General features: G+C 59.4%; 24 protein-coding genes and 1 other RNA gene. 13 read left to right on the top strand and 12 right to left on the bottom strand.

Annotated features, from left to right (window positions below):
- Positions 1–211 precede the first annotated feature (211 nt).
- Positions 212–826, top strand: coding sequence for an energy transducer TonB (locus KJF94_RS25345; RefSeq protein ID WP_214379690.1), 615 nt, complete (start codon positions 212–214; stop codon positions 824–826).
- A 53-nt stretch (positions 827–879) separates the two neighbouring features.
- Here the strand turns inward: KJF94_RS25345 and KJF94_RS25340 are convergent, their stop codons facing one another.
- The 3 genes from KJF94_RS25340 to KJF94_RS25330 all read right to left on the bottom strand — a co-directional run bounded on the left by KJF94_RS25340 (position 880) and on the right by KJF94_RS25330 (position 4,074).
- Positions 880–1,155, bottom strand: coding sequence for a bacteriocin immunity protein (locus tag KJF94_RS25340; RefSeq protein ID WP_214384956.1), 276 nt, complete (start codon positions 1,153–1,155; stop codon positions 880–882).
- The gene (locus KJF94_RS25335) at positions 1,155–2,915 is read right to left on the bottom strand and encodes an S-type pyocin domain-containing protein (RefSeq protein WP_214379688.1); all 1,761 of its coding nucleotides are present in this window, start codon (positions 2,913–2,915) and stop codon (positions 1,155–1,157) included. Before KJF94_RS25335 ends, KJF94_RS25340 begins: the two co-directional genes overlap by 1 nt.
- Positions 2,916–3,096: 181 nt before the next feature.
- The gene (locus KJF94_RS25330; RefSeq protein WP_214379686.1) at positions 3,097–4,074 is read right to left on the bottom strand and encodes an NADPH:quinone oxidoreductase family protein; all 978 of its coding nucleotides are present in this window, start codon (positions 4,072–4,074) and stop codon (positions 3,097–3,099) included.
- Positions 4,075–4,224: 150 nt separating this feature from the next.
- Here KJF94_RS25330 and KJF94_RS25325 point away from each other — a divergent pair, with 150 nt between their 5' ends.
- The gene (locus KJF94_RS25325) at positions 4,225–4,632 is read left to right on the top strand and encodes a flagellar basal body-associated protein FliL (protein WP_031319172.1); all 408 of its coding nucleotides are present in this window, start codon (positions 4,225–4,227) and stop codon (positions 4,630–4,632) included.
- Between the two features lie 140 nt (positions 4,633–4,772).
- Here KJF94_RS25325 and KJF94_RS25320 read toward each other — a convergent pair whose 3' ends face one another.
- Positions 4,773–5,225, bottom strand: coding sequence for an EVE domain-containing protein (locus KJF94_RS25320; protein WP_214379684.1), 453 nt, complete (start codon positions 5,223–5,225; stop codon positions 4,773–4,775).
- Positions 5,226–5,426: 201 nt separating this feature from the next.
- On the opposite strand from KJF94_RS25320, the gene KJF94_RS25315 reads away from it, so the two are divergent.
- Positions 5,427–5,579 carry a hypothetical protein gene (locus tag KJF94_RS25315; protein WP_017341390.1) on the top strand — a complete coding sequence of 51 codons (153 nt, stop codon included), beginning with the start codon at positions 5,427–5,429 and terminating at the stop codon, positions 5,577–5,579.
- 34 nt (positions 5,580–5,613) lie between these two features.
- Here KJF94_RS25315 and KJF94_RS25310 read toward each other — a convergent pair whose 3' ends face one another.
- The 4 genes from KJF94_RS25310 to KJF94_RS25295 all read right to left on the bottom strand — a co-directional run bounded on the left by KJF94_RS25310 (position 5,614) and on the right by KJF94_RS25295 (position 7,039).
- On the bottom strand, positions 5,614–6,219 hold the full coding sequence (locus KJF94_RS25310; RefSeq protein WP_214379682.1) for a 5-formyltetrahydrofolate cyclo-ligase: 606 nt from the start codon (positions 6,217–6,219) through the stop codon (positions 5,614–5,616).
- A gap of 87 nt (positions 6,220–6,306) precedes the next feature.
- A non-coding RNA gene (gene ssrS, locus KJF94_RS25305) (6S RNA) lies at positions 6,307–6,485 on the bottom strand.
- Positions 6,486–6,515: 30 nt separating this feature from the next.
- Positions 6,516–6,833, bottom strand: a complete 318-nt coding sequence (locus KJF94_RS25300; protein ID WP_007942435.1) for a cell division protein ZapA — start codon at positions 6,831–6,833, stop codon at positions 6,516–6,518.
- A complete protein-coding gene (locus KJF94_RS25295; protein ID WP_003213954.1) occupies positions 6,830–7,039 on the bottom strand; it encodes a TIGR02449 family protein in 210 nt (69 codons plus the stop codon). Before KJF94_RS25295 ends, KJF94_RS25300 begins: the two co-directional genes overlap by 4 nt.
- A 129-nt stretch (positions 7,040–7,168) precedes the next feature.
- On the opposite strand from KJF94_RS25295, the gene KJF94_RS25290 reads away from it, so the two are divergent.
- The 10 genes from KJF94_RS25290 to gcvP all read left to right on the top strand — a co-directional run bounded on the left by KJF94_RS25290 (position 7,169) and on the right by gcvP (position 19,761).
- On the top strand, positions 7,169–7,729 hold the full coding sequence (locus tag KJF94_RS25290) for a YecA/YgfB family protein (protein ID WP_214379680.1): 561 nt from the start codon (positions 7,169–7,171) through the stop codon (positions 7,727–7,729).
- A 27-nt stretch (positions 7,730–7,756) separates the two neighbouring features.
- Complete coding sequence (pepP, locus tag KJF94_RS25285) at positions 7,757–9,091, top strand: Xaa-Pro aminopeptidase (RefSeq protein ID WP_214379678.1); 1,335 nt, start codon at positions 7,757–7,759, stop codon at positions 9,089–9,091.
- Positions 9,088–10,275 carry a 2-octaprenyl-6-methoxyphenyl hydroxylase gene (gene ubiH / locus KJF94_RS25280; RefSeq protein WP_214379676.1) on the top strand — a complete coding sequence of 396 codons (1,188 nt, stop codon included), beginning with the start codon at positions 9,088–9,090 and terminating at the stop codon, positions 10,273–10,275. The genes pepP and ubiH overlap by 4 nt, the downstream gene beginning before the upstream one ends.
- The gene (locus KJF94_RS25275; protein WP_214379674.1) at positions 10,268–10,753 is read left to right on the top strand and encodes a DUF4442 domain-containing protein; all 486 of its coding nucleotides are present in this window, start codon (positions 10,268–10,270) and stop codon (positions 10,751–10,753) included. The genes ubiH and KJF94_RS25275 overlap by 8 nt, the downstream gene beginning before the upstream one ends.
- A gap of 9 nt (positions 10,754–10,762) precedes the next feature.
- Positions 10,763–11,980 (top strand): 2-octaprenyl-3-methyl-6-methoxy-1,4-benzoquinol hydroxylase, encoded by a 1,218-nt coding sequence (locus KJF94_RS25270; RefSeq protein WP_214384955.1) that lies wholly within the window; start codon positions 10,763–10,765, stop codon positions 11,978–11,980.
- 247 nt (positions 11,981–12,227) lie between these two features.
- Positions 12,228–13,232 (top strand): extracellular solute-binding protein, encoded by a 1,005-nt coding sequence (locus KJF94_RS25265; RefSeq protein WP_214379672.1) that lies wholly within the window; start codon positions 12,228–12,230, stop codon positions 13,230–13,232.
- A 199-nt stretch (positions 13,233–13,431) separates the two neighbouring features.
- Entirely contained in the window at positions 13,432–15,048 is a 1,617-nt protein-coding gene (locus KJF94_RS25260; protein ID WP_214379670.1) for an ABC transporter permease, read from the top strand.
- Between the two features lie 156 nt (positions 15,049–15,204).
- Entirely contained in the window at positions 15,205–16,287 is a 1,083-nt protein-coding gene (gene gcvT, locus KJF94_RS25255; RefSeq protein WP_214379668.1) for a glycine cleavage system aminomethyltransferase GcvT, read from the top strand.
- A gap of 50 nt (positions 16,288–16,337) precedes the next feature.
- The gene (gcvH, locus tag KJF94_RS25250; protein ID WP_214379666.1) at positions 16,338–16,721 is read left to right on the top strand and encodes a glycine cleavage system protein GcvH; all 384 of its coding nucleotides are present in this window, start codon (positions 16,338–16,340) and stop codon (positions 16,719–16,721) included.
- A 166-nt stretch (positions 16,722–16,887) separates the two neighbouring features.
- The gene (gcvP, locus tag KJF94_RS25245) at positions 16,888–19,761 is read left to right on the top strand and encodes an aminomethyl-transferring glycine dehydrogenase (RefSeq protein WP_214379664.1); all 2,874 of its coding nucleotides are present in this window, start codon (positions 16,888–16,890) and stop codon (positions 19,759–19,761) included.
- A gap of 170 nt (positions 19,762–19,931) precedes the next feature.
- On the opposite strand, the gene KJF94_RS25240 is transcribed toward gcvP, so the two are convergent.
- The 4 genes from KJF94_RS25240 to tfpB form a co-directional block, all read right to left on the bottom strand.
- A complete protein-coding gene (locus KJF94_RS25240) occupies positions 19,932–20,249 on the bottom strand; it encodes a DUF2388 domain-containing protein (protein WP_214379662.1) in 318 nt (105 codons plus the stop codon).
- A 68-nt stretch (positions 20,250–20,317) separates the two neighbouring features.
- A complete protein-coding gene (locus KJF94_RS25235; RefSeq protein WP_214379660.1) occupies positions 20,318–20,767 on the bottom strand; it encodes an NfeD family protein in 450 nt (149 codons plus the stop codon).
- Positions 20,768–20,775: 8 nt separating this feature from the next.
- Entirely contained in the window at positions 20,776–21,696 is a 921-nt protein-coding gene (locus KJF94_RS25230) for an SPFH domain-containing protein (protein WP_008150402.1), read from the bottom strand.
- Positions 21,697–21,804: 108 nt separating this feature from the next.
- A complete protein-coding gene (gene tfpB, locus KJF94_RS25225; RefSeq protein ID WP_214379658.1) occupies positions 21,805–23,589 on the bottom strand; it encodes a type IV pilus assembly ATPase TfpB in 1,785 nt (594 codons plus the stop codon).
- Between the last annotated feature and the right edge of the window lie 25 nt (positions 23,590–23,614).

Here is a 23,614-nt window from a genome sequence, read left to right as displayed (position 1 = left end):
TACGAACATGTCGCTCAGGTATAAATGAAGGGCGCTGTGGGAATTGTTACCTGGCGGTCATTGATGACGCGGTTCTGTCCGGAGTAGGGCAGGGCTTTGGGAAATGTCCTTCGTTTGAATGGGAAGTCGCGGCGTTATGTAAAAAGCCCTCGAGTCTTAACCTTTGTGCTGATGCCAGGTCTGGCTTTTCAGTCGCGAAGGAGTGGGGTTTATGCGGTGGTTTGTGTGTTTGTTTTTGCTCGTTGTGTCCATCGAGGTCAGGGCGGGTGAGGTGTTTCTGATTCCGGAGAACAATCCCAAGCCGGTTTACCCGGTGGCGCTTTATCGGGCCGGTATTACCGGCATGGTGCGGGTCAATTTCACCGCCCATGCCGACGGGTCGGTCAGTCATGTGGTGGTTTCAAAAGATGCGGATCCCGACTTTGTCGAAGCGTCCCTAACGGCGGTGAGCCAATGGCGATACAAACCCTGGGACGTTTCCCGCGAGCGACCTGCAGAAATCCAGGTGGTCGCGCCGATGGTTTTCAGGTTGGACGACAATCTGCCGATTCACGCCAACGAGGAGTTGAAGCAGTTGAGCTGTGGTGACGTCGCCAAAGCCGCGCTGCAGCTTGCAGATTTCTCGTGGGTGGACATGCCGGTGTTCAACTGGACCCGCAGCTATCTGACCCACTCCCTTTCACCTACGCAGTTGCCGGACGAGAAACGACTGGCGCTCATCGCCAAGCTCAACAAGAGCGTGCCTTCAATTGTGCGGCGTTGTAATACGCATCAGGCAACCCGGTATGTGCGTTTTCTTCCGAAGGAAATTCGCGAATTGCTTTGATTGAAAATAGGAAGCGCGACCGAGAGCGGTCGCGCTTTTTTACGTTGAGCTGATTATTCTGGTTTGAAGCCGGGTTTGCCGTTTGCTTCTCGCCACTCTTTTATTTCTTTCAAAATTCCTTCTGGGCTATCTTCTCGCCCACTCGCCGGATAGAAAATCAAAGCGGACTTTTCGGGGTGCTCAGTAATGCGCTCAAAATGATGGACGAGTTTGCTTGTGTAATCCCCTAGCTCCTCTCCTCGTAGCTCGTTTGTATCCTCGAAAAATTCATTTAGAAAGGAGAGGAATTCGGATTCTGTATAGTCTTCAAGTTTGTCTTTGAAAATCATCATTCATTTCCTCTTTTATGAATTTCAATGTGATTTCTTGGGGTGGTAATTCTCATGTTTTCCATATCATATACTGCCCCACCATCTGATATGGCTTTGATGTGATGAATTTCAAACTTGTCCCTTCCTCCTGCATGCTCAGCTGGAATTGGGAAGGGGGCTGAGCCTTTACGCATTAGCTTTAAATTGGATTTGCTGAATTGTTTGGCCAATTCAGGATCACTTGATACTAACTCCCAGAATCTCTCTCGAAAATCTTTAAAATCCCTGAAATCCTGATCGCGCAATTGGTCCGCTATTTGTTCAGGAATATTAACTCCACTGTGTACCGATGCGCTTCCGAGCCAGTTTGCTCCTACGACTTGCCCCGCACCAGTTGCCGTTCCCGGTTCATAGCGAGGACCACTTCGGCTCGCCATGACATAAACGGGGTCGATCCCTGACTCTTTGGGAAACCATAAAATGTAATCGTCGGTATCGGTCTCATCGCACGCCGGGTGTTCGTCTGTTCGGCCTTCTACGGGCGTGACCCTGGCACCTGGGTAAATCTTGATGTCTTGCCGGTCTACAGGTAATTCCGTTGAACCCAACGCTTCATTGCCTGGCGCGCTGTCTGGAGTCCAGGTCAGCGTTCTCGGATGAAGGCCTTCGGTTCTGAAGGTGTAGAGATGTGTCGATGGATCAAGCCTGGTTTCTCTGACCCTGACCCTGTCGGACAAGGTCTCTCCTGTCGGGGAGAGATAAAGCTGTGTGTGTTCTCCGCGAGTAGTCGATGTGACACGGAACGGCACGCTTGCAGAATCTGATGTGTGCAGGTCTGTGTAGTCATCGTTACTGCCGGCAAGCAGCGACAGCGGCATGGTCAGTACAACAGGGTTGCGCTGCAGCTCGCCGTTGCCGAGACCTGGCGAGTAGAAGACTGTCGCGAACAGCGTCGCCAATGGACCGCGTCCTATTGTCGCTGCGGCTTTCTCCAGCGCATCGAGCGCGCCTCCCAAGGAGACGGGTAGGTTTTCGTATCCTGCAATCAGCCCGTCTGGAGTTATAAGTAATGGTTTTGCATTTGCTGCTGAACCGCTGACGGTCGCCAGATCTGCGTTTTGCGCGTTTCTCTCGGCAATCACTCGGGCTTGCGCCTCTGCTAGCCGTGCCACCTCTTCACGAGCCAGCGCTTCTGCATAAGCGGCATCAAGCTGATTGGAATGCTGCGTAAGAAGTCGAATGGATTCGGCATACAGTCGGGCCGAGTAGCCAGCAGTGTAGGATTTTATCCAGTGTTTCTGTGTCTTGATCCCTGCGCTACGTTGGCGCCGCATGTAACTATCGAAAGTCTCTATATAGTCCCGTTGTGATTTGTTGTGTGGGTCGCTTCCATAGAAAGAGTTCGCCTCAATCGAACTGCTTTGCAGGCCAGCTGTTTTTAATTGAATCATCTTGTCGACAATGAATTTGTCGCGCTCGATGGCTGCCAGGTCGGTCGGTGTGCTTGATGCTGTAATTGTTGCACCGTTGCTGGATAATTCAGACTGTAGTTGCCCGGGAAGGCTGTTCAGTTTTGAACGGTAGTCTCCTTCGATATTGCCGCGAACGCTCATCGAATTCTTTGCAATGTTGGCAGTCATGCGGAAGTAAGTGGGAGGAATGAAATTGCCATATCCACCGCCCTCATACTCTCCGAAAATTTGTTCGGTGTTGGGGGAAATGAATATCGGCGTGTCTTCCATACTCATGTAGCCAGGCGTCCAGTTTTGATCGCTCATACAGTTACTCCTTGTGTCTGTATTGGCATCAAACTAATGAAAACTTTTGCGGTGAGGGCGGTACATAATTACCGCCACATCAATCGAAATTGATGATTGGCAGACAGGTTTTCAAACCTGAAAATGAAAAGGCCAGAACAACCTCATCAGTTGTTCTGGCCTTTTTGTATCCGGCGCGGATTCAGCGAACCTGCACCACCACTTTCCCGACGGCCTTGCGCTGGCCAAGATCATTGATCGCCTGCGCCGCGTTGCTCAGCGGGTACACCTGCGACACCAGCGGTTTCAATTTGCCCTCGGCAAACCAGCCAAACAGCTGCTGGAAATTCGCCGCGTTGTCCTGAGGCTGGCGCTGGGCAAACGAGCCCCAGAACACGCCGACCACCGCCGCGCCCTTGAGCAATGCGAGGTTGACCGGAAACTCCGGGATGCGTCCGCTGGCGAAACCGACCACCAGCAAGCGTCCGTTCCAGGCGATAGCGCGGACGGCCTGGTCGAACAGGTCGCCGCCGACCGGGTCGTAGATCACGTCCGCGCCCTGGCCATCGGTCAGGCGTTTGATTTCGTCCTTGAGGCTGGTTTCGCTGTAGTTGATCAGCTCATCAGCGCCGGCAGCCTTGGCGACAGCCAGTTTTTCTGCGCTGCTGGCGGCGGCGATCACCCGGGCGCCCATTGCTTTGCCGATTTCCACGGCAGCCAGGCCGACACCGCCGGACGCACCAAGCACCAGCAGGGTTTCACCCGGTTGCAGGTTTCCCCGTTGCTTGAGCGCGTGCATCGAGGTTCCGTAAGTCATGCTGAAAGCAGCGGCGGTGTTGAAGTCCATGGACGGCGGGATCGGCAGCACGTTGTAACCTGGAACGGCGACCTGCTCGGCGAAACTGCCCCAGCCGGTCAGCGCCATGACCCGGTCACCAACTTTCAGGTGGCTGACTTTCTCGCCCACTGCACTGACCACGCCGGCCGCTTCGCCACCCGGGGAAAACGGGAAGGGCGGCTTGAACTGGTATTTGCCCTCGATGATCAGCGTGTCCGGGAAATTCACCCCGGCGGCGTGCACGTCCAGCAGGATTTCATTCTTCTTCGCGACAGGGCTGGCGACCTCTTCCAGCACCAGCGATTCGGCAGGGCCGAAGGCTTTGCACAGCACGGCTTTCATCAGGGCTATTCCTTTGGGAGTGATGGCCGATAAGTGTAGGTGTGTGAGTCGACGGGTCAACGAGCATGCCCCGCCCTGATAGTCAGCCATAAGCTTGTGCTTGCGCGGCGGGTCGTTATGCTAGGCCGCAAACCGGATAAGGAGCGAATTGTGAAAGCGTGGATCATGTTGTTGCTGGCCCTGTCTCTGCCTGTGGCAGCAGTGGCTGAAGAAGCCAAAGAAGGTGCAGCCCCGAAGGTTAACTACATCACCCTGAGCCCACCGTTCGTGGGTAACTATGGGCTGGACGGCACGCCGAAGCTCAAGGTTTACAAGGCTGATGTGGCACTGCGGGTGACTGGCGATGAGGCGACCCAGCTGGTGAAGGCCAACGAGCCGCTGATTCGTAATCAGTTGGTGGCGCTGTTTGCCCAGCAGACGACCGAGGCGATGAACAACGTCGAGGCCAAGGAAAAGTTGCGGCAGGAAGCGTTGAAGCAGACCCAGCAGATCATGAATGACGAAACCGGCAAGCCGGTGGTTGAAGATTTGTTGTTCAACAACCTCATCATTCAGTAAGTATTTCGCTGCCCGGGCCGGCCTCATCGCGGGCAAGCCCGCTCCCACAGGGATCTTGGATGAATGCAAAAACTGCAGTCACTGGAGATCATTGTGGGAGCGGGCTTGCCCGCGATGGCATTCTTAAATGCACAGGAAATTTACGGCTTGAGTGCCATAACCGCAGCCCATTGCTCCGCCGTTACCGGCATCACCGACAGCCGCGAACCCTTCTGCACCAGCGGCATCTCTGCCAGCGCCGTCTGCTGCTTCAGATAATCCAGCTTCAACACCCTGGAAAACGTCTCGACATGCGCGACATCAATCGCGCTCCAGGCGTTTTTCTCGGCGGTGGCCTTCTGGTCGTAGTAATGACTCTCCGGCTCCAGTGCGGTCGGGTCCGGATAGGCCGCTTCGACAATCTTGCCGATCCCGGCAATCCCCGGCTCAGGGCAGCTGGAGTGATAGAAGAAGAACTCGTCGCCGACCGCCATGGCCCTGAGAAAATTCCGTGCCTGGTAGTTGCGAACCCCGTCCCAGCGCGCTTTTCCAAGCTTCTCCAGACCCTTGATCGAGAGTTCGTCGGGCTCGGATTTCATCAGCCAATAGGCCATGGTTTTTGCTCCTTGCGAGTCAGGTGGGCAAGTTGTCGGGCAATTTTATGACAAACCGACAGTCGGTTGACGCCAGCGTTTGCGTGTCAGTTCACGTTGTCGCAAAATGCCGGCCTTCTAAGCTTGACGCTGCTGCACGGCCTACACCTACAACGGAAACCGCTGCTGTCATCGTGTTGATGTGCCTTTGGGGGGCAATCGATGAAACGCAAACCGGATTTACTATGGATATTGGTTATTTTGTTCGGCCTTGGCGTCGTGACCACTGGCTATGCCCAAAGCCTGTGGAACAACAAGACCGATGCACCGGTTGAAATCGCGCAGCAGCAACAGCCGTCGGCCTTCAAGCGCTGAAGCTGCTTTCCGGCGCCGCTGATTCCAGTGGCGTCTAGCCTGCGAAATACCAGGCCTTGTCCGTCACCGTTCCTTGCAGCGGCACATCCCAGCTCGCTTGAGCCAATCGTTCGACCTTCTGACATTCATGGGCCAGTCCCAACAGCGTCGGCTTGCGCCAGTTTTTACGTCGCGCCAGGTACGCCAGGCTTCGGTCGTAGAAACCTCCGCCCATGCCGAGTCGCCCGCCGACATCGTCGAATCCCACCAAGGGTAACAGCACCAGGTCGAGCGCCCAGACTTTGCGCTGCCTGGCGAGGTTGTGCCGGGGTTCGAGAATGCGAAAACGGTTGGGTTTGAGTTGTTCGCCAGGACGAATCCGCTGGAACACCATTTTGGTTCGCGGCCAGGCGCTGAGCACCGGCAGATAAGTCGCCTTGCCTCGACGTTGCGCAGCACGCAGCAACAGGCGCGGGTCGATTTCACCGTCGGTGGGCAGGTACAGGGAGATATGTTTTGCGCGGCGAAACAACGGCTGCTGGGACAATTGCTTGTACAACCCGCGAGCGGCCTGGCGTTGTTGACTGGGTGTCAGTGCGCGGCGGGCCTTGCGCAGCATGCGTCGAAGTTGCGGGCGGGGCAGCAGCGCAGGTTCGGTCATGGATTCGGGCTTCAGAGGGGTCGGGTACACAAAGCGTACCCGTAAAAAAGCCGATGCCGGTATTTAAACCGGCATCGGACTGGAATCAGGCTCCCCGGATGAACCGCTGCTGACTTAGCCCTTGAACCCGAAAGTTCAAGGTGGAAGATGCAGTAGGCTTTAAGGCTTTCCGTCTAGCGGACATGCACACCAGCCCAACGTGCAGCCTCCAGGGTAGTGCGAATCGGCTCAGGGACGTGGTCAACTGGCAAGCACCCCAGGGAGTGCTGCGAGTATAACCCAAGCGGTCCGGCGAATCAGCCCTTGGTGACGTCCGGATCGGTGGCGAGCACCAGATCGACGCGATCCAGCAGGTCGCGAACCTGCTCGCGGGTCGAACCGCTGGCCTGCACATCCGGGCGTTCTTCTTTATGCAAAAGGTCGTGCGTGATGTTCAGCGCGGCCATCACGGCGATGCGATCGGCGCCAATGACTTTGCCGCTGCTGCGGATTTCGCGCATCTTGCCGTCCAGGTAACGGGCAGCGCTCACCAGATTGCTGCGCTCTTCCTGGGGGCAGATGATCGAGTATTCTTTGTCGAGGATCTGCACGGTAACGCTATTGCTTGAACTCATGAGTCTTGCTCCAGGGCCTTGAGGCGCGAAATCATCGATTCGACCTTACGCCGCGCGATTTCGTTTTTTTCAATGAGGTGAGCGCGTTCCTCGCGCCAGGTTTTTTCCTGAGCTAGTAGGAGTCCGTTTTGACTCTTAAGTTGCTCTACCCGATTAATCAGCAGTTCGAGTCTGGCCATCAGCGCTTGCAGGTCGGTGTCTTCCATAGTGTCCACTGAAAATTGAGTCTGATGAGTGGTAGCTGGCGGACAGCCTTTAATAGTCTTGGCGAGTCTGTCGATGTAGGATACAAGGCCTTCATTCTAGACATAGCGCCGTCTGGCGCCTAGCTGCCCATGCCCATTCAGAATTCTCCGTACCAAGCCTTCGCCACGCTGCTGACTTCCAGCGGTCATCCCGTCTCGCCTGCCGAACTGCATGGCTTGCTGCTCGGCCGCAGTTGCGCCGGTGCCGGCTTCGATGCCGAAGGCTGGCTGGTTGATGCCGCCGAGCTGCTCGAAGGTGAGCCGCAAGACAACGTTCGCAACGCCTTGATCGGCCTGCAAGAGATGGTCAAGGGCGAGCTCACCGGCGACGACGTGACCGTCGTTCTGCTACTGCCGACGGATGACGAGCCGCTGGCTGATCGTGCCGCCGCACTGGGCCAATGGTGCCAGGGCTTCCTCAGCGGTTTCGGCCTGAACTGCCGTGACAGCAGCATGCTGAGCACCGAGGCCACCGAAGTGTTGCAGGATCTGGCGGCCATCGCCCAGGTGCAAGACGCGCTGGAAGAATCCGACGACGGCGAAAGTGACTACATGGAAGTGATGGAATACCTGCGCGTCGCGCCGCTGCTGCTGTTCTCCGAAACCAAAAAGCCGGACGCGCCGGCTGCCGCCAAACCGTCGTTGCATTAATCGCGAGCCAGGAAAAGCCATCTGCCCATGATTCATATCCCGAAATCGGAATACAGCCGTCGCCGCAAGGCCTTGATGGCGCAGATGGAACCCAACAGCATCGCCATTTTGCCCGCCGCCGCGGTCGCCATCCGCAATCGCGATGTCGAGCACGTTTACCGCCAGGACAGCGACTTCCAGTACCTCAGCGGTTTCCCCGAGCCGCAAGCCGTTATCGTGCTGATGCCGGGTCGTGAGCATGGCGAATACCTGCTGTTCTGCCGTGAACGCAACGCCGAGCGAGAACTCTGGGACGGCCTGCGCGCCGGTCAGGAAGGCGCGATCCGCGACTTTGGTGCTGACGATGCTTTCCCCATTACCGACATCGACGACATCCTGCCGGGCCTGATTGAAGGCCGCGACCGGGTGTATTCGGCCATGGGCAGCAACCCGGAGTTCGATCGACACCTGATGGACTGGATCAACGTGATCCGCTCCAAGGCGCACCTCGGCGCCCAGCCGCCGAACGAATTCGTTGCGCTGGATCATCTGCTGCACGACATGCGTCTGTATAAATCGGCGGCGGAAGTGAAGGTGATGCGTGAAGCCGCGCGGATTTCCGCTCAGGCGCATATCCGTGCGATGCAGGCCAGCCGGGCCGGGTTGCATGAGTTCAGCCTGGAAGCGGAGCTCGATTACGAGTTCCGCAAGGGCGGGGCGAAGATGCCGGCTTATGGCTCGATCGTCGCGGCGGGGCGCAACAGCTGCATCCTGCATTACCAGCAGAATGACGCGGTGCTCAAGGGCGGCGATCTGGTACTGATCGACGCCGGTTGCGAGATCGACTGCTACGCCAGTGACATCACGCGCACCTGGCCGGTCAACGGCAAGTATTCCGCGGAACAGAAGGCGATCTACGAGCTGGTGCTGGCTTCGCAAGAAGCAGCCTTCGCCGAAATCGCCCCGAACAAACACTGGAACCAGGCGCACGAAGCCACGGTTAAAGTCATCACTGCCGGGCTGGTGAAACTGGGTCTGTTGCAGGGCGACGTCGACGAGCTGATCGCCAGCGAAGCCTATAAAGCGTTTTACATGCACCGCGCCGGCCACTGGCTGGGCATGGATGTGCATGACGTCGGCGAGTACAAGGTCGGCGGCGAATGGCGCGTGCTGGAAGTCGGCATGGCGCTGACCGTGGAACCGGGGATCTACATTGCCCCGGACAACCAGAAAGTAGCGAAGAAATGGCGCGGCATTGGCGTGCGCATCGAGGATGACGTCGTGGTGACCAAAACCGGCTGTGAAATCCTGACCAGCGGCGTACCGAAAACGGTCGTCGAGATCGAGGCCTTGATGGCTGACGCGCGGACAAAAGCGGCATGAGTCGAGTCAATCTGGCAATCATCGGTGGCGGCCTGGTCGGCGCGAGCCTGGCGTTGGCGTTGCAGACGGGGGCCAAGGCTCGCGGCTGGAAGATCGTGCTGATCGAACCGTTCGCCCCCGGCCATACCTACCAACCGAGCTACGACGCCCGCTCTTCGGCGCTGTCCTACGGCGCCAAGCAGATTTATCAACGGTTGGGCGTGTGGCAGGAAATCTCCCGCCGCGCCGAGCCGATCAAGCAGATTCACGTCTCCGACCGTGGTCGTTTCTCCACCGCGCGATTGTCAGCGATGGAAGAGGGCGTGCCGGCGCTGGGCTATGTGGTGGAAAACGCCTGGCTCGGCCAATGCCTCTGGCAAGGTCTGGACAAGGACGTGGTCACCTGGCGCTGCCCGGCGGAAGTCACGCGCATGGAGCCGCTGACCAATGGCTATCGCCTGACCCTCAATGATGAAACCACCCTGGAATGCGATCTCGCCGTGCTGGCGGATGGCGGCCGCTCCGGCCTGCGTGAGCAACTCGGGATCGGCATCAAAAAACGCCCGTACAACCAGAGCGCGCTGATCGCCAACATCACCCCGAGCGAAGCGCACAACGGCATGGCTTTCGAACGTTTCACCGACGACGGCCCGATGGCGTTGTTGCCGCTGCCGGAAAACCGCTGTGCCCTGGTCTGGACCCGTCTGGGCATGGATGCGCAACGGCTGGCCGCCCTTGATGAGGGCAGTTTTCTCAGCGAATTGCAGGGCGTGTTCGGTTATCGCCTCGGCACCTTGAAACAGGTCGGCGCGCGGCATCTTTACCCGCTGACGCTGATTGAAGCCGAAGAACAGGTGCGTCCGAATCTGGCGATTCTCGGCAACGCCGCTCACAGCCTGCACCCGATTGCCGGCCAGGGTTTCAACCTGTCCCTGCGTGATGCGCAGGCGTTGGCGGATGCGTTGCTGGCGAGCGAGAAAGCGCCCGGCGACTTTGCGACCTTGCAGGCTTACCGCGAGCGCCAGCGTCTGGATCAGAACCTGACCGTGGGGTTCTCCGATCAGGTCACGCGATTGTTCGGCAGCACTCAACCGCTGGTTTCCCTGGGCCGAAACATTGGCCTGCTTGGCCTCGATCTGCTGCCGCCGGCCAAGCGTTGGTTCGCCCGACAGGCCATGGGTCTGGGTACGCGTCCCGATGGTTAAGTGGCTGATCAGTCAGTTCGGCAAAGCGCGGTTGATGCGTTGGTTCATGACCTTTTACCCGCCGTATCTCGGCGCAGGTGTTCGGGTTCGGCACATCAGCGATGACTTCCGGGACATCAAGGTGTCCATGGGATTGGGCTGGTACAACCGCAATTATGTCGGCACGCAGTTCGGTGGCAGCCTGTATTCGATGGTTGATCCGTTCTACATGTTGATGCTGTTGGAAAACCTCGGTCGCCAGTTCATTGTCTGGGATAAAGCCGCGGACATCGATTTCATCTCGCCGGGCAAAGGCCCGGTGTTCGCCAGCTTCAGGATCGACGAAACCTTGCTCGACGAGATCCGCCAGCAAACAGCGAACGGCGAAAAATACCTGCCGCAATTGCAGGTCGATATCCACGACGGCGCCGGCACCCTGGTGGCGCGGGTCCAGAAAACCCTTTACGTGCGGCTCAAGCCGCAAGCGAGACAGGCTTAAAGCATGGAAATGCGCGCAGATCTGCTGATTGTCGGGGCCGGAATGGTCGGCAGCACCCTGGCGCTGGCGTTACAGAACAGCGGGCTGGAAGTCCTGCTGCTGGACGGCAGCCCGATGAGCGTCAAACCCTTCGACGGGCAGGCGCCGTTCGAACCGCGAGTGAGCGCCTTGTCGGCTGCCAGCCAGCGGATTCTCGAGCGGCTGGGGGTCTGGGATGGCATCGCCAACCGGCGCAGCAGTCCGTATACCGACATGCACGTGTGGGATGGCAGCGGCACCGGGCAGATCCACTTCTCGGCCACCAGCGTTCACGCCGACGTGCTCGGGCATATCGTCGAGAACCGCGTGGTTCAGGACGCCTTGCTCGACCGCTTGCACGACTGTGACCTGGGAATGCTGGCCAATGCGCGTCTGGAGCAGATGCGCCGCTCCGGCGACGATTGGCTGCTGACCCTGGCCGATGGCCGGACCTTGCGTGCGCCGTTGGTGATCGCAGCGGACGGTGCCAACTCGGCGGTGCGGCGCCTGACCGGCGTGGCCACGCGCGAGTGGGATTATCTGCACCACGCCATCGTCACCAGCGTGCGCAGTTCACAATCTCATCAAATGACGGCCTGGCAGCGGTTCACCGATCATGGTCCATTGGCGTTTCTGCCGCTGGAGCGAGACGGTCAGCAGGATTGGTGTTCGATCGTCTGGTCGACCACGCCGAGTGAGGCCAAACGCTTGATGGCGCTGGAGGATGAAGGCTTCTGTCGCGAGTTGGAGCAAGCCTTTGAGGGCCGTTTGGGTTCGGTGCTCAGCGCCGATCCGCGTCTGTGCGTGCCGCTGCGTCAGCGCCATGCAAAGCGCTACGTGGCTGAAGGCCTGGCACTGATCGGCGATGCGGCACACACCATTCACCCGTTGGCCGGGCAGGGCGTGAACCTCGGTTTCCTCGATGCTGCCGTGCTCGCCGAAGTGCTGCTGCAGGCGGCTGAACGGGGTGAGCGGCTGGCGGATGTGAAAGTGTTGAGCCGCTACGAGCGTCGACGCATGCCGCACAATTTGGCGTTGATGGCGGCGATGGAAGGCTTCGAGCGGTTGTTCCAGGCGGATCCGTTGCCGGTGCGCTGGTTGCGTAATGCCGGGTTGAAGATGGTTGATCAGATGCCGGAGGCCAAGGCGTTGTTTGTGCGTGAGGCGCTGGGGTTGATCGGGGATTTGCCGGCGCTTGCCAAGGCCTGACAGCTTTATTGATGCTGATGGCCTCTTCGCGGGCAAGCCAAGCTCCTACAGGTATTGAGTCGGTTGTCACATCTGCGAGCGACACAAAACCTGTAGGAGCGAGGCTTGCCCGCGAAGGCGTCGGCACATCCACCACACATTTCAAACTGTGCAACATCTGGTAACTCCTCCGCAAACTGATCGATTGAGAACCTAAATGTGAGTCCTTATCATTTGGCTCACTTTTTCAAATCGAGAGATCGCTCCCATGTTGGCACCGAAGCGTCTACTGACCGCACTCGCCCTGACCCTGATTGGCAGCACTGCCGCCCAGGCCGCTGACGAGGTGGTGGTTTACTCCTCGCGTATCGACGAGCTGATCAAACCGGTGTTCGATGCCTACACCGCGAAAACCGGTGTGCAGGTGAAGTTCATCACCGACAAGGAAGCGCCGCTGATGCAGCGCATCAAGGCCGAGGGCGAGAGCGCCACCGCCGACCTGCTGCTGACCGTCGATGCCGGCAACCTGTGGCAAGCGGAGCAGATGGGCATCCTGCAGCCCTTTACCTCGAAAACCATCGACGCCAACATCCCGCTGCAATACCGCGCGGCTTCCCATGCCTGGACCGGACTGAGCCTGCGGGCGCGAACCATCGCTTACTCCACGGACCGGGTGAAGCCGGGCGAGTTGACCACTTACGAAGGTCTGGCCGACAAGAACTGGGAAGGGCGCCTGTGCCTGCGCACGGCGAAGAAGGTCTACAACCAGTCCCTGACTGCCACCATGATCGAAGTGCATGGTGCCGACAAAACCGAGAAGATCCTCAAGGGCTGGGTCAACAACCTGTCCACCGACGTGTTCTCCGATGATGTCGCGGTATTGGAAGCCATCAACGCCGGCCAATGCGACGTCGGCATCGTCAACACTTACTACTACGGCCGCCTGCACAAGCAGAAGCCTGACCTGGCGGTGAAGCTGTTCTGGCCGAACCAGGGTGATCGTGGCGTGCATGTGAACCTGTCGGGCGTCGGCCTGACCAAGCACGCGCCGCATCCGGAAGCCGCCAAGGCGTTGGTGGAGTGGATGACCACGCCAGAGGCGCAGAAGATCTTTGCCGACGTGAACCAGGAATTCCCGGCCAACCCTGCGGTACCGCCGTCCGCGGAAGTCGCCGCCTGGGGCAAGTTCGTCGCCGATACATTGCCGGTGGAAGTCGCCGGTAAACGTCAGGCCGAAGCGATTCGCATGATGGATCGGGCTGGCTGGAACTGACTCCACTAGGTTGGGAGGGAGCGCCTGTGGCGAGGAGCTGCTCCCGCTTGGCTGCGAAGCAGCCCCCGCGATGGGTCATGATTGAGCTGATCTGATAACCTCTGCGGCTGCTTCGCAGCCGAGCGGGAGCAAGCTCCCTCGCCACAGAATGGAGCGTGCGTAGCACTGCGTCCGCTCCCACATTTTCTAGAGAATTTCCTTGGCCCACCCTGCCCAACGCCGCTGGTATCCCCTGGTCTTCGCCATCGCCGCGCTGGTCCTTCTGCCCCTCAGCGTTCTGCTGCTCTCCTGGCAAACCATCGATCATCAAATCTGGTCGCACCTCTGGGACACCCAGATGCCGCGGCTACTGGGCAACACGCTGACCCTGGTGCTCGGCGTCGGTGTCGGTGTAACACTGCTGGGCGTCAGCCTCGCCTGGCTCACCAGCCTCTGCGAATTTCCCGGTCGACGCTGGCTGGATTGGGCGTTGATGCTGCCGTTCGCCATTCCCGCCTACGTGCTGGCTTTCGTTTTCGTCGGCCTGCTGGATTTCGCCGGCCCCGTGCAAACCCTGATGCGCGAATGGTTTGGCACCGGCCTGAGGCTGCCACGGGTGCGCTCCACGGGCGGTGTCATCCTCGTTCTGGTGCTGGTCTTCTATCCCTACGTTTACCTGTTGGCACGTACCGCGTTCCTGGCGCAGGGCAAAGGCCTGATGGAAGCGGCGCGAGTCCTGGGGCAGTCGCCGTGGCAGGCGTTCTGGCGAGTCGCCTTGCCGATGGCGCGGCCGGCCATTGGTGCTGGCGTGGCGTTGGCACTGATGGAAACACTGGCGGATTTCGGTGCCGTGTCGGTGTTCAATTTCGACACATTCACGACCGCCATCTACAAAACCTGGTATGGCTTCTTCAGCCTTTCCACCGCCGCGCAACTGGCCAGTCTGTTGCTGTTGGTGGTGATGGTCGTGCTGTACGGCGAGCGCCGTGCACGTGGCGCCAATCGGGCGAGCAATGAGCGGCCGCGGGTCAAGGCGTTGTATCACCTGCGCGGTTTCAAGGCGTTGGCGGCAATGAGTTGGTGCGGGCTGGTGTTTGCCTGCGCCTTCGTCATTCCGGTGCTGCAACTGGTGGTGTGGTTCTGGCAGCGCGGGCGTTTCGATCTGGATGAGCGATACACGGGGCTTATTGTTCATACGCTGTATCTGGGCGGCATGGCGGCGTTGATCACTGTCAGCGTTGCGCTGGTGCTGGCGTTTGCCCGGCGCCTGGCGCCGACCCGGGCGATTCGTTCCGGTGTCAGCCTGGCCAACCTCGGCTATGCGTTGCCGGGTTCGGTGCTGGCGGTGTCGATCATGCTGGCCTTCAGTTATCTGGATCGCGAGCTGGTGATTCCGCTGTCGGGATGGTTGGGCGGAGCCGGAAAACCGTTGCTGTTGGGCAGTCTGTCGGCCTTGTTGCTGGCCTATCTGGTGCGTTTCATCGCGGTGGCTTATGGGCCGCTGGAAAGTAGTTTGGCGCGAATACGGCCATCTTTGCCCGAAGCAGCACGTAGTCTTGGGGTCAGTGGGCCACGACTGTTTTTCAAAGTGTATCTGCCGTTACTGCTGCCCGGCACATTGAGTGCTGGACTGTTGGTGTTCGTCGACGTGCTCAAGGAAATGCCCGCAACCCTGCTGATGCGCCCGTTTGGCTGGGACACGCTGGCCGTGCGTATCTTTGAAATGACCAGCGAAGGCGAGTGGGCGAGGGCGTCGTTGCCGGCGTTGACTCTGGTTCTGGTCGGGTTATTACCGGTCATCGGATTGATTCGACGTTCGGCGCATCGAAACACCTAGGTGTCAGTCCTACACCTTGAGGCTACAATGCGCGGCATTCGGTGCGGTCCGTCCTACAGACCTGGTAGCTGAAATCGGCTGAAAGCCTTCTATTTCAAGGCTTTCACCCCGTGCAGCACCGGCCCGCACCCTCGCCACGCCCGGAAGGAGAAACCCATGGGACAGCGTACGCCTCTGTATGACCTTCATCTCGCCCTCGGCGCGAAGATGGTCGATTTTGGCGGTTGGGATATGCCTCTGCATTACGGTTCGCAGGTCGAGGAACACCATCAGGTGCGCCGCGATTGCGGGGTTTTCGATGTATCCCACATGACCGTGATCGATGTCAGCGGCGGGCAGGCCAAGGCCTGGCTCCAGCATTTGCTGGCCAATGACGTCGAGCGCCTGCACAGCCCCGGCCGTGCCTTGTACAGCGCCATGCTCAACGAGCACGGCGGTATCGTCGACGACATGATCGTCTATCGCCTCGACGATGGTTATCGCCTGGTGGTCAACGCCTCCACCCGCGATCAGGACCTGGCGTGGATGCAGGCGCATCTCGGTGGCTTCAATGTGCAGCTCAACGAGCGTTCCGAGCTGGCGATGCTGGCCATTCAAGGCCCGCAAGCCCGACACAAAATCTCCGAACTGGTCACCCAGTCTCGCGGCAACCTGATCCAGCTACTCAAGCCGTTCGAAGGCCAGCCCGACGGTGACTGGTTCATCGCGCGCACCGGTTACACCGGTGAGGATGGTCTGGAAATCATTCTGCCGGCCGATCAGGCGCCGGGCTTCTTCAATGATCTGGTGGGCGCGGGCATTTCGCCGATCGGGCTCGGGGCGCGGGATACCTTGCGTGTCGAAGCCGGCATGAACCTCTACGGTCAGGACATTCATCAAGACGTTTCGCCGCTGGCCTCTAATATGGCCTGGAGCATTGCCTGGGAACCGACCACTCGTCAGTTCATCGGCCGTGCTGCCCTGGAAGCCGAACGGGCCGGTGGCGTACAGCACAAACTGGTCGGTCTGGTCCTTGAGGAGCGCGGGGTTTTACGCGCTCATCAAGTGGTCCGCATCGCCAATGTTGGCGAAGGGGAGATCACCAGTGGTAGTTTCTCTCCTACGCTTAGCAAGTCGATTGCACTGGCGCGCGTGCCGATGGCGACTGCCGACCGCGCAGAAGTGGAAATCCGTGGCAAATGGTACCCGGTCCGAGTGGTCAAACCGACCTTCGTACGCCATGGCAAAACCTTGATCTAACCTTTTCTGGCGGGCAACGACCGCTGACAATTTTCTTGAGGACACAGAACATGAGCGATATCCCTGCCGACCTGCGTTTTGCCGAAAGTCACGAATGGGCGCGTCTGGAAGCTGATGGTACCGTCACCGTGGGCATCAGCGATCATGCTCAGGAAGCCTTGGGCGATGTGGTGTTCGTCGAGCTGACCGAAGTCGGAACCGTCTTCGCTGCCGGTGATCAATCCGGCGTGGTTGAGTCGGTCAAAGCCGCGTCCGATATCTACTCCCCGGTTGCCGGTGAAGTGATTGCGATCAACGAAGAACTGAGCGCTAATCCGGAACTGCTCAACTCCGACCCGTACGGTGCCTGGATCTTCAAACTGAAGCCAAGCAACACTGGCGATCTGGACAAGCTGCTCGATGCAGCGGGCTACAAAGCCGCCATCGGCGAGTAAGCGTTCAGCGTCACCCAAAGCCCCGACCTGTCGGGGCTTTTTATTGCCTGACGGATTTCCCCTTGTGGGAGTCAAACTCCCACAGAGATTCGCTGTTGGCAGCGGCTGCTATGCTGGTTTGACCGTGTTGCATCGACGCTGAGCGCCAGTCAAGAGAGAGCCCGTCATGTCCCAGTTGCCGTCCTTGAGCCAGTTACGCGACCCCAATGCCTTCCTTCGCCGCCACCTCGGGCCCGATGCCGCCGAGCAGCAGGCGATGCTCGACAGCCTCGGCGTTGGCAGCCGTGTCGAGCTGATCGAGCAGACGGTGCCGCCGGGGATCCGCCTCAACCGCGCACTCGACCTGCCGCCCGCCCTCGACGAAGAAGCCGCGCTGGCCAAACTGCGCGGTTACGCCGAGCAGAACCAGGTCTGGACCAGCCTGATCGGCATGGGTTACCACGGCACGATCACGCCAGCCGTTATCCTGCGCAACGTGCTGGAAAATCCCGGTTGGTACACCGCTTACACGCCGTATCAACCAGAAATTGCCCAAGGCCGACTCGAAGCCTTGCTGAATTTCCAGCAATTGACCATCGACCTGACCGGCCTGGAGCTGGCCAACGCCTCGCTGCTGGATGAAGCCACGGCGGCGGCGGAAGCCATGGCCCTGGCCAAGCGTGTCGCCAAGTCCAGGAGCCATCTGTTTTTTGTGGATGAGAATTGTCATCCGCAGACCATTTCCGTGGTGCAGACCCGAGCCGAAGGTTTCGGCTTCGAGCTGATCATCGACGCTGTGGATAACTTGAAACAGCACCAGGTATTCGGCGCGCTGCTGCAATACCCCGATACCCATGGCGAGATTCGTGATCTGCGTCCGTTGATCGATCACCTGCATGCCCAGCAAGCATTGGCTTGCGTCGCCACCGATCTGCTGAGCCTGTTGTTGCTGACGCCGCCGGGAGAGTTGGGCGCCGATGTGGTGTTTGGCTCATCCCAGCGATTCGGCGTGCCCATGGGCTACGGCGGGCCCCACGCGGCGTTTTTTGCCAGTCGCGATGAATACAAACGGGCGATTCCCGGACGGATCATCGGCGTATCCAAAGATGCTCGCGGAAACACCGCTTTGCGCATGGCCCTGCAGACCCGCGAGCAACACATTCGTCGGGAGAAGGCCAATTCGAACATCTGCACCGCCCAAGTGCTGCTGGCCAACATCGCCAGTTTCTATGCGGTCTATCACGGGCCGGAAGGGCTGAAACGCATTGCCCAGCGGGTTCATCGACTGACGTGCATCCTCGCGGCGGGCCTGGAACGCCACGGCATATCCCGCCTCAACAAACACTTTTTCGACACGCTTACGCTGGAGGTGGGCGGCGCTCAGACGGCGATCATCGAAAGCGCCCAGGCCGCGCAAATCAATTTGCGCATTCTCGGACGCGGTCAGTTGGGGCTGAGCCTCGACGAAACGTCCGACGAGTCCACCGTTGCCAAGTTGTTCGATGTATTTCTCGGCGCCGATCATGGACTGAATGTCGACGACCTGGACGCTGAAACGCTTCCTTCCGGCATCCCCGGCGGACTGCAACGATCTTCGCCTTACCTGCGTCACCCGGTATTCAGCGCACATCACAGCGAAACCGAGATGCTGCGTTACCTCAAGCAGCTCGAAAACAAGGACCTCGCCCTCAACCAGTCCATGATCCCGCTGGGCTCCTGCACCATGAAACTCAACGCCACCAGCGAGATGATTCCGATCACCTGGCCGCAGTTCGCCAATCTGCATCCGTTTGTGCCGAAAGAGCAGGCGACCGGTTATGCGCTGATGATCGAAGAGCTGGAGCGCTGGCTCTGCGCGATCACCGGTTTCGATGCGATCTGCATGCAGCCCAATTCCGGCGCCCAAGGCGAATACGCCGGGTTGCTGGCGATCCGCAAATACCACGAGAGCCGTCATGAAGGTGCGCGGGATATCTGCCTGATCCCGTCCTCGGCCCACGGCACCAACCCGGCCTCGGCGCAAATGGCCGGAATGCGCGTGGTCATCGTCGAGTGTGACGAGGCAGGCAACGTCGATCTGGAGGACCTGAAAGGCAAGGCTGCCGAGGCCGGCGACAAGCTCGCCTGCCTGATGGCGACGTACCCATCGACTCACGGCGTGTACGAGGAAGGCATCAGTGAGATCTGTGAAGTTATCCACAGCCATGGCGGCCAGGTGTACATGGATGGCGCCAACCTCAATGCGCAAGTCGGGTTGGCGCGTCCGGCGGACATTGGTGCCGACGTTTCCCACATGAATCTGCACAAGACCTTCTGCATTCCCCACGGCGGTGGCGGGCCGGGCATGGGGCCGATTGGTGTGCGGGCGCACCTGGCGCCGTTCGTGGCCAATCACCCGGTGGTGGCGATTGAAGGTCCGTTGCCGCAGAACGGTGCAGTCAGCGCGGCGCCCTGGGGCAGCGCGAGCATTCTGCCGATCAGCTGGATGTACATCGCCATGATGGGCCCGCAACTGGCAGACGCCAGCGAGGTGGCGATCCTCGCGGCGAATTACCTGGCGCAACATTTGTCCGGTGCATTCCCGGTGCTCTACACCGGGCGCAACGAGCGGGTGGCACACGAATGCATTCTCGACCTGCGGCCACTCAAGGCACTGACCGGCATCAGCGAAGAGGACGTGGCCAAGCGCCTGATGGACTATGGCTTCCATGCGCCGACCATGTCGTTTCCGGTGCCGGGGACCTTGATGGTCGAGCCGACCGAAAGTGAATCAAAAGCTGAGCTCGATCGCTTTATCGGGGCGATGCTGAGCATTCGCGCAGAAATCACCGAGGTGCAGAACGGCAACTGGCCGGCTGAAGACAATCCGTTGAAACGGTCGCCGCACACACTGGCCGACATCACCGGGGTTTGGGAGCGGCCGTACAGTATTGAACAAGCGGTGACGCCCGATGCGCACACCAAGGCGCACAAGTATTGGCCGGTGGTGAATCGGGTGGATAACGTTTACGGGGATCGGAACCTGTTTTGCGCCTGCGTCCCGGTTGACGACTACCGCTGAAACACATGGCCCTTTAGGAGCGAGGCTTGCCCGCGAAAGCGGCTTAACATTCAACACTTATGTCGACTGACCCGACGCCTTCGCGGGCAAGCCTCGCTCCTACAAGGGGTTTTGTGTTGGTCATAAAAAATGCCGCTCAGTTGAGCGGCATTTTTGTTCAGCTGAAAAGCTTACTCGGAAGCGATGGCATTCTTCGCCAGGATCGCATTCGCCAATTCCATGTCCGTGGCCTGCAGGCCAGGGTTGTCGGCGCGGACTTTCTGCATCGCAGCTTCCAGATACGGGCCACGAATGCCGCCGTCACTGGCAACAAAACTGCCGGCATCGTCCTGCGCGGCAATGATCAGCTTGTGATCCTTGAACGTCAGGTAGGTCGAACCGGTGGTGGCACCGGACGAGATGACGTCACGCCAAAAACCGTCGGCCATTGCCGAACCAATCGGAAGTGACAACAGGGCAACGGTAGCGACAGCAAGTTTGAGACGCATGATGGGTGACTCCACTGGGTTAACTACGGCGTTTGATTGCCAAGTACCCAGCCGAGTTCCATCACCGGTCATTCAGCGGGTTCCACCAGCAAAATGGCCCCTTGCTGTCCGGTTACCCGAACGCGGCTACCGGTTACTGCGTCCGGGCCACGGGCCATCCACACACCATCGGCTACTTTGATTTTCCCGCGACCGTCGACAATGGCTTCATGCACCACAAAGGTTTTGCCGATCAGTTCCTGACCACGCAGGTTGAGGTTCGGCTCGTCACTCTGGCGCACCGCGCTGCGCTGGCGTCGCCACCAATACAGGGCGGTGGCGATCGAGAGCAGGCCGAACAGCAGGAACTGCAGTTCCCACGACAGGTCGGGGACGACAAACGTCAGCACGCCAACGGCGGCAGCCGCCATGCCGATCCACAGCAGATAGCCGCCAGCGCCAAACACTTCGAGAATCAGCAGCACGGTGCCTAATGCCAGCCAGTCCCAGAACGATAAATGCTGCAGGAATGCCCACATAACGCGCCTCAGGCTTTCTTGTTATCGAACGTGGCCTTGACGATCTCGCCGATGCCGCCGACTGCACCGATCATCGAACTGGCTTCCAGTGGCATCAGGATGACTTTGCTGTTGTTGGCCGAGGCCAGTTTGCCCAGCGCATCGATGTACTTCTGCGCGACGAAATAGTTGACTGCCTGCACGTTGCCGCCGGCGATGGCCTCGGACACCACTTTGGTCGCCTGGGCTTCGGCTTCGGCCTGGCGCTCACGGGCTTCGGCTTCGAGGAATGCGGCCTGACGACCCCCTTCTGCCTCGAGGATTTGCGCCTGTTTCTTGCCTTCGGCGGTCAGAATGGCCGCGGCACGCAGGCCTTCGGCTTCGAGAATTTGCGCACGCTTGATCCGCTCGGCTTTCATCTGCCCGGACATCGCCGCCATCAGGTCTGCTGGCGGGCTGATGTCCTTGATCTCGATCCGGGTGATCTTGATGCCCCACGGCGCGGTGGCTTCATCGACGGTGCGCAGCAGTTTCTCGTTGATCCCGTCACGCTGGCTGAGCATCGCGTCCAGCTCCATGGAGCCGAGCACGGTACGGATGTTGGTTTGCAGCAGGTTGCGGATGGCGTGTTCGAGGTTGTTCACCTCGTAGGCCGCCTGGGCGGTATTGACCACCTGGAAGAAGCACACGGCGTCGATCTGCACCGTGGCGTTGTCCGCGGTGATGACCTCTTGAGGGGGAATATCCAGCACACTTTCCATGACGTTGATCTTGCGACCGATACGGTCCATCACTGGAATGATGATGTTCAAACCCGGTTTGAGGGTGTTGGTGTAACGGCCGAACCGTTCGACCGTCCATTGGTAACCCTGCGGCACAACCTTGAAGCCCATGAACAGAATGGCGACCACCAGGCCGACAAAAAGTAAAAGCACGCTACCGATCTGCATAACGATTCCCTGTTAATCATTGAAGTTGCGATCGCAGGATTGTAGCGGCGCGGCTCAGGGATAAGAACCGTTAGTCGGCCTTCGTATCATCAGGAGACATAAAAGGTTTCATTTCTGCTCGCTTTGAGGCGTCACCCGCAGCACCTCCTCAATCGTGGTCAATCCCGCGGCGATTTTCTGTGCGCCCGACAGCCGCAAACTGCGCATGCCTTCCTTGAATGCCTGGCGCCGGATCGCCAGCAGATCGGTGTCAGGGTTGATCAGTGCTTTGAGGCCGTCAGTCAGCTGCATGATTTCGTAGACCCCGGCGCGGCCGCGATAGCCGGTGTCGCGGCATTCCAGGCAACCGATGGCGCGCTGGGCATTGCCCGGCAACGGTGCCTGCCAGGGTTTGGTCAGGGTTTGCCAGTCTTCTTCACTCAGTGTCAGTGGTGCCTTGCAGTGCGGGCACAACGTACGGACCAGTCGCTGCGCCATGACGCCGAGCACCGTGGCCTTGATCAGGTAATGCGGCACGCCGAGTTCCAGCAGTCGGCTGATGGCGCTGGGCGCGTCGTTAGTGTGGAGTGTCGAGAGCACCAGGTGACCGGTGAGCGCGGCCTGGATCGCCATTTCAGCGGTTTCGAGATCGCGGATCTCGCCGATCATGATGATGTCCGGGTCCTGCCGCATCAGCGCGCGCACGCCCGCGGCAAAGGTCAGTTCGATGTTGTGCTGGACCTGCATCTGGTTGAACGCCGGCTCGACCATCTCGATCGGGTCTTCGATGGTGCAGAGGTTGACCTCCGGCGTCGCGAGTTTCTTCAGGGTGGTGTAGAGCGTGGTGGTTTTGCCCGAACCGGTCGGACCGGTCACCAGGATGATGCCGTTGGGCTGACTCGTCATGTCCTGCCAGCGGCGCAGATCTTCGGCGGAAAAGCCCAGCTGATCGAAGTCCTTGAGCAGCACTTCCGGGTCGAAGATCCGCATGACCATTTTTTCGCCAAACGCCGTCGGCAACGTCGACAGCCGCAACTCGACTTCGCCACCGTCCGGGGTTTTGGTTTTCACGCGGCCGTCCTGGGGTTTGCGTTTTTCCGCGACGTTCATCCGTCCCAGGCTCTTCAGGCGACTGACGATGGCCATGGTCACCTGCGGCGGAAATTGATAGACGTTGTGCAACACGCCGTCGATGCGAAAACGCACCGTGCCTTGCTCGCGCCGGGGTTCGATGTGGATATCGCTGGCGCGCTGCTGGAAGGCGTACTGGAACAACCAGTCGACGATGTTGACGATGTGCGCGTCGTTGGCGTCCGGCTCCTGGTCGCTGGCGCCGAGGTTGAGCAGTTGTTCGAAGTTGCCCAGGGTGCTGGTCTGTTGATCGTTGTTGGTCGCGCCGCTGACCGATTTGGCCAGGCGGAAAAACTCCACGCTGAAGCGCTGAATGTCTATCGGGTTGGCCACCACGCGCTTGATGGGCAGCTTCAGAACGTGGGTCAGGTCGGCTTCCCAGCCTTTGACGTAAGGCTGGGCGCTGGCCACGGTCACCGCGTCGCGATCAATGGACACCGCGAGAATCTTGTGGCGCTGGGCAAAGGCGTAGGACATCAGCGGCGTAATGGCCGCGACGTTGATTTTCAGCGGGTCGATGCGCAAGTAGGGCTGGCCGGCCTGCTGCGACAACCACAGGGTCAGGCTTTCCAGGTCAAGGTGTTTGCCGGGACGACTGAGATCGTCCAGCTGCTGGGTGGCGATGAACTCCAGCGGGTGCATCTGGCCATGGGCGGCGTGACGGCGGCGGGCGTTGAGCGCGTGCTCGGCCGAGTCCTGGCTGATAAAGCCCTGGGCGACCAGTTCGCGCAGCAAATCATTGAGATCCAGCCAGCGGTCCTGAATGGCAAGTTGTACGGACATGCGGGCTCCTCGTGAACAACAGTTC

Source organism: Pseudomonas hormoni (assembly GCF_018502625.1).
Lineage (GTDB): Bacteria > Pseudomonadota > Gammaproteobacteria > Pseudomonadales > Pseudomonadaceae > Aquipseudomonas > Aquipseudomonas hormoni.
This window is presented reverse-complemented; position numbering and strand designations above follow the sequence as displayed.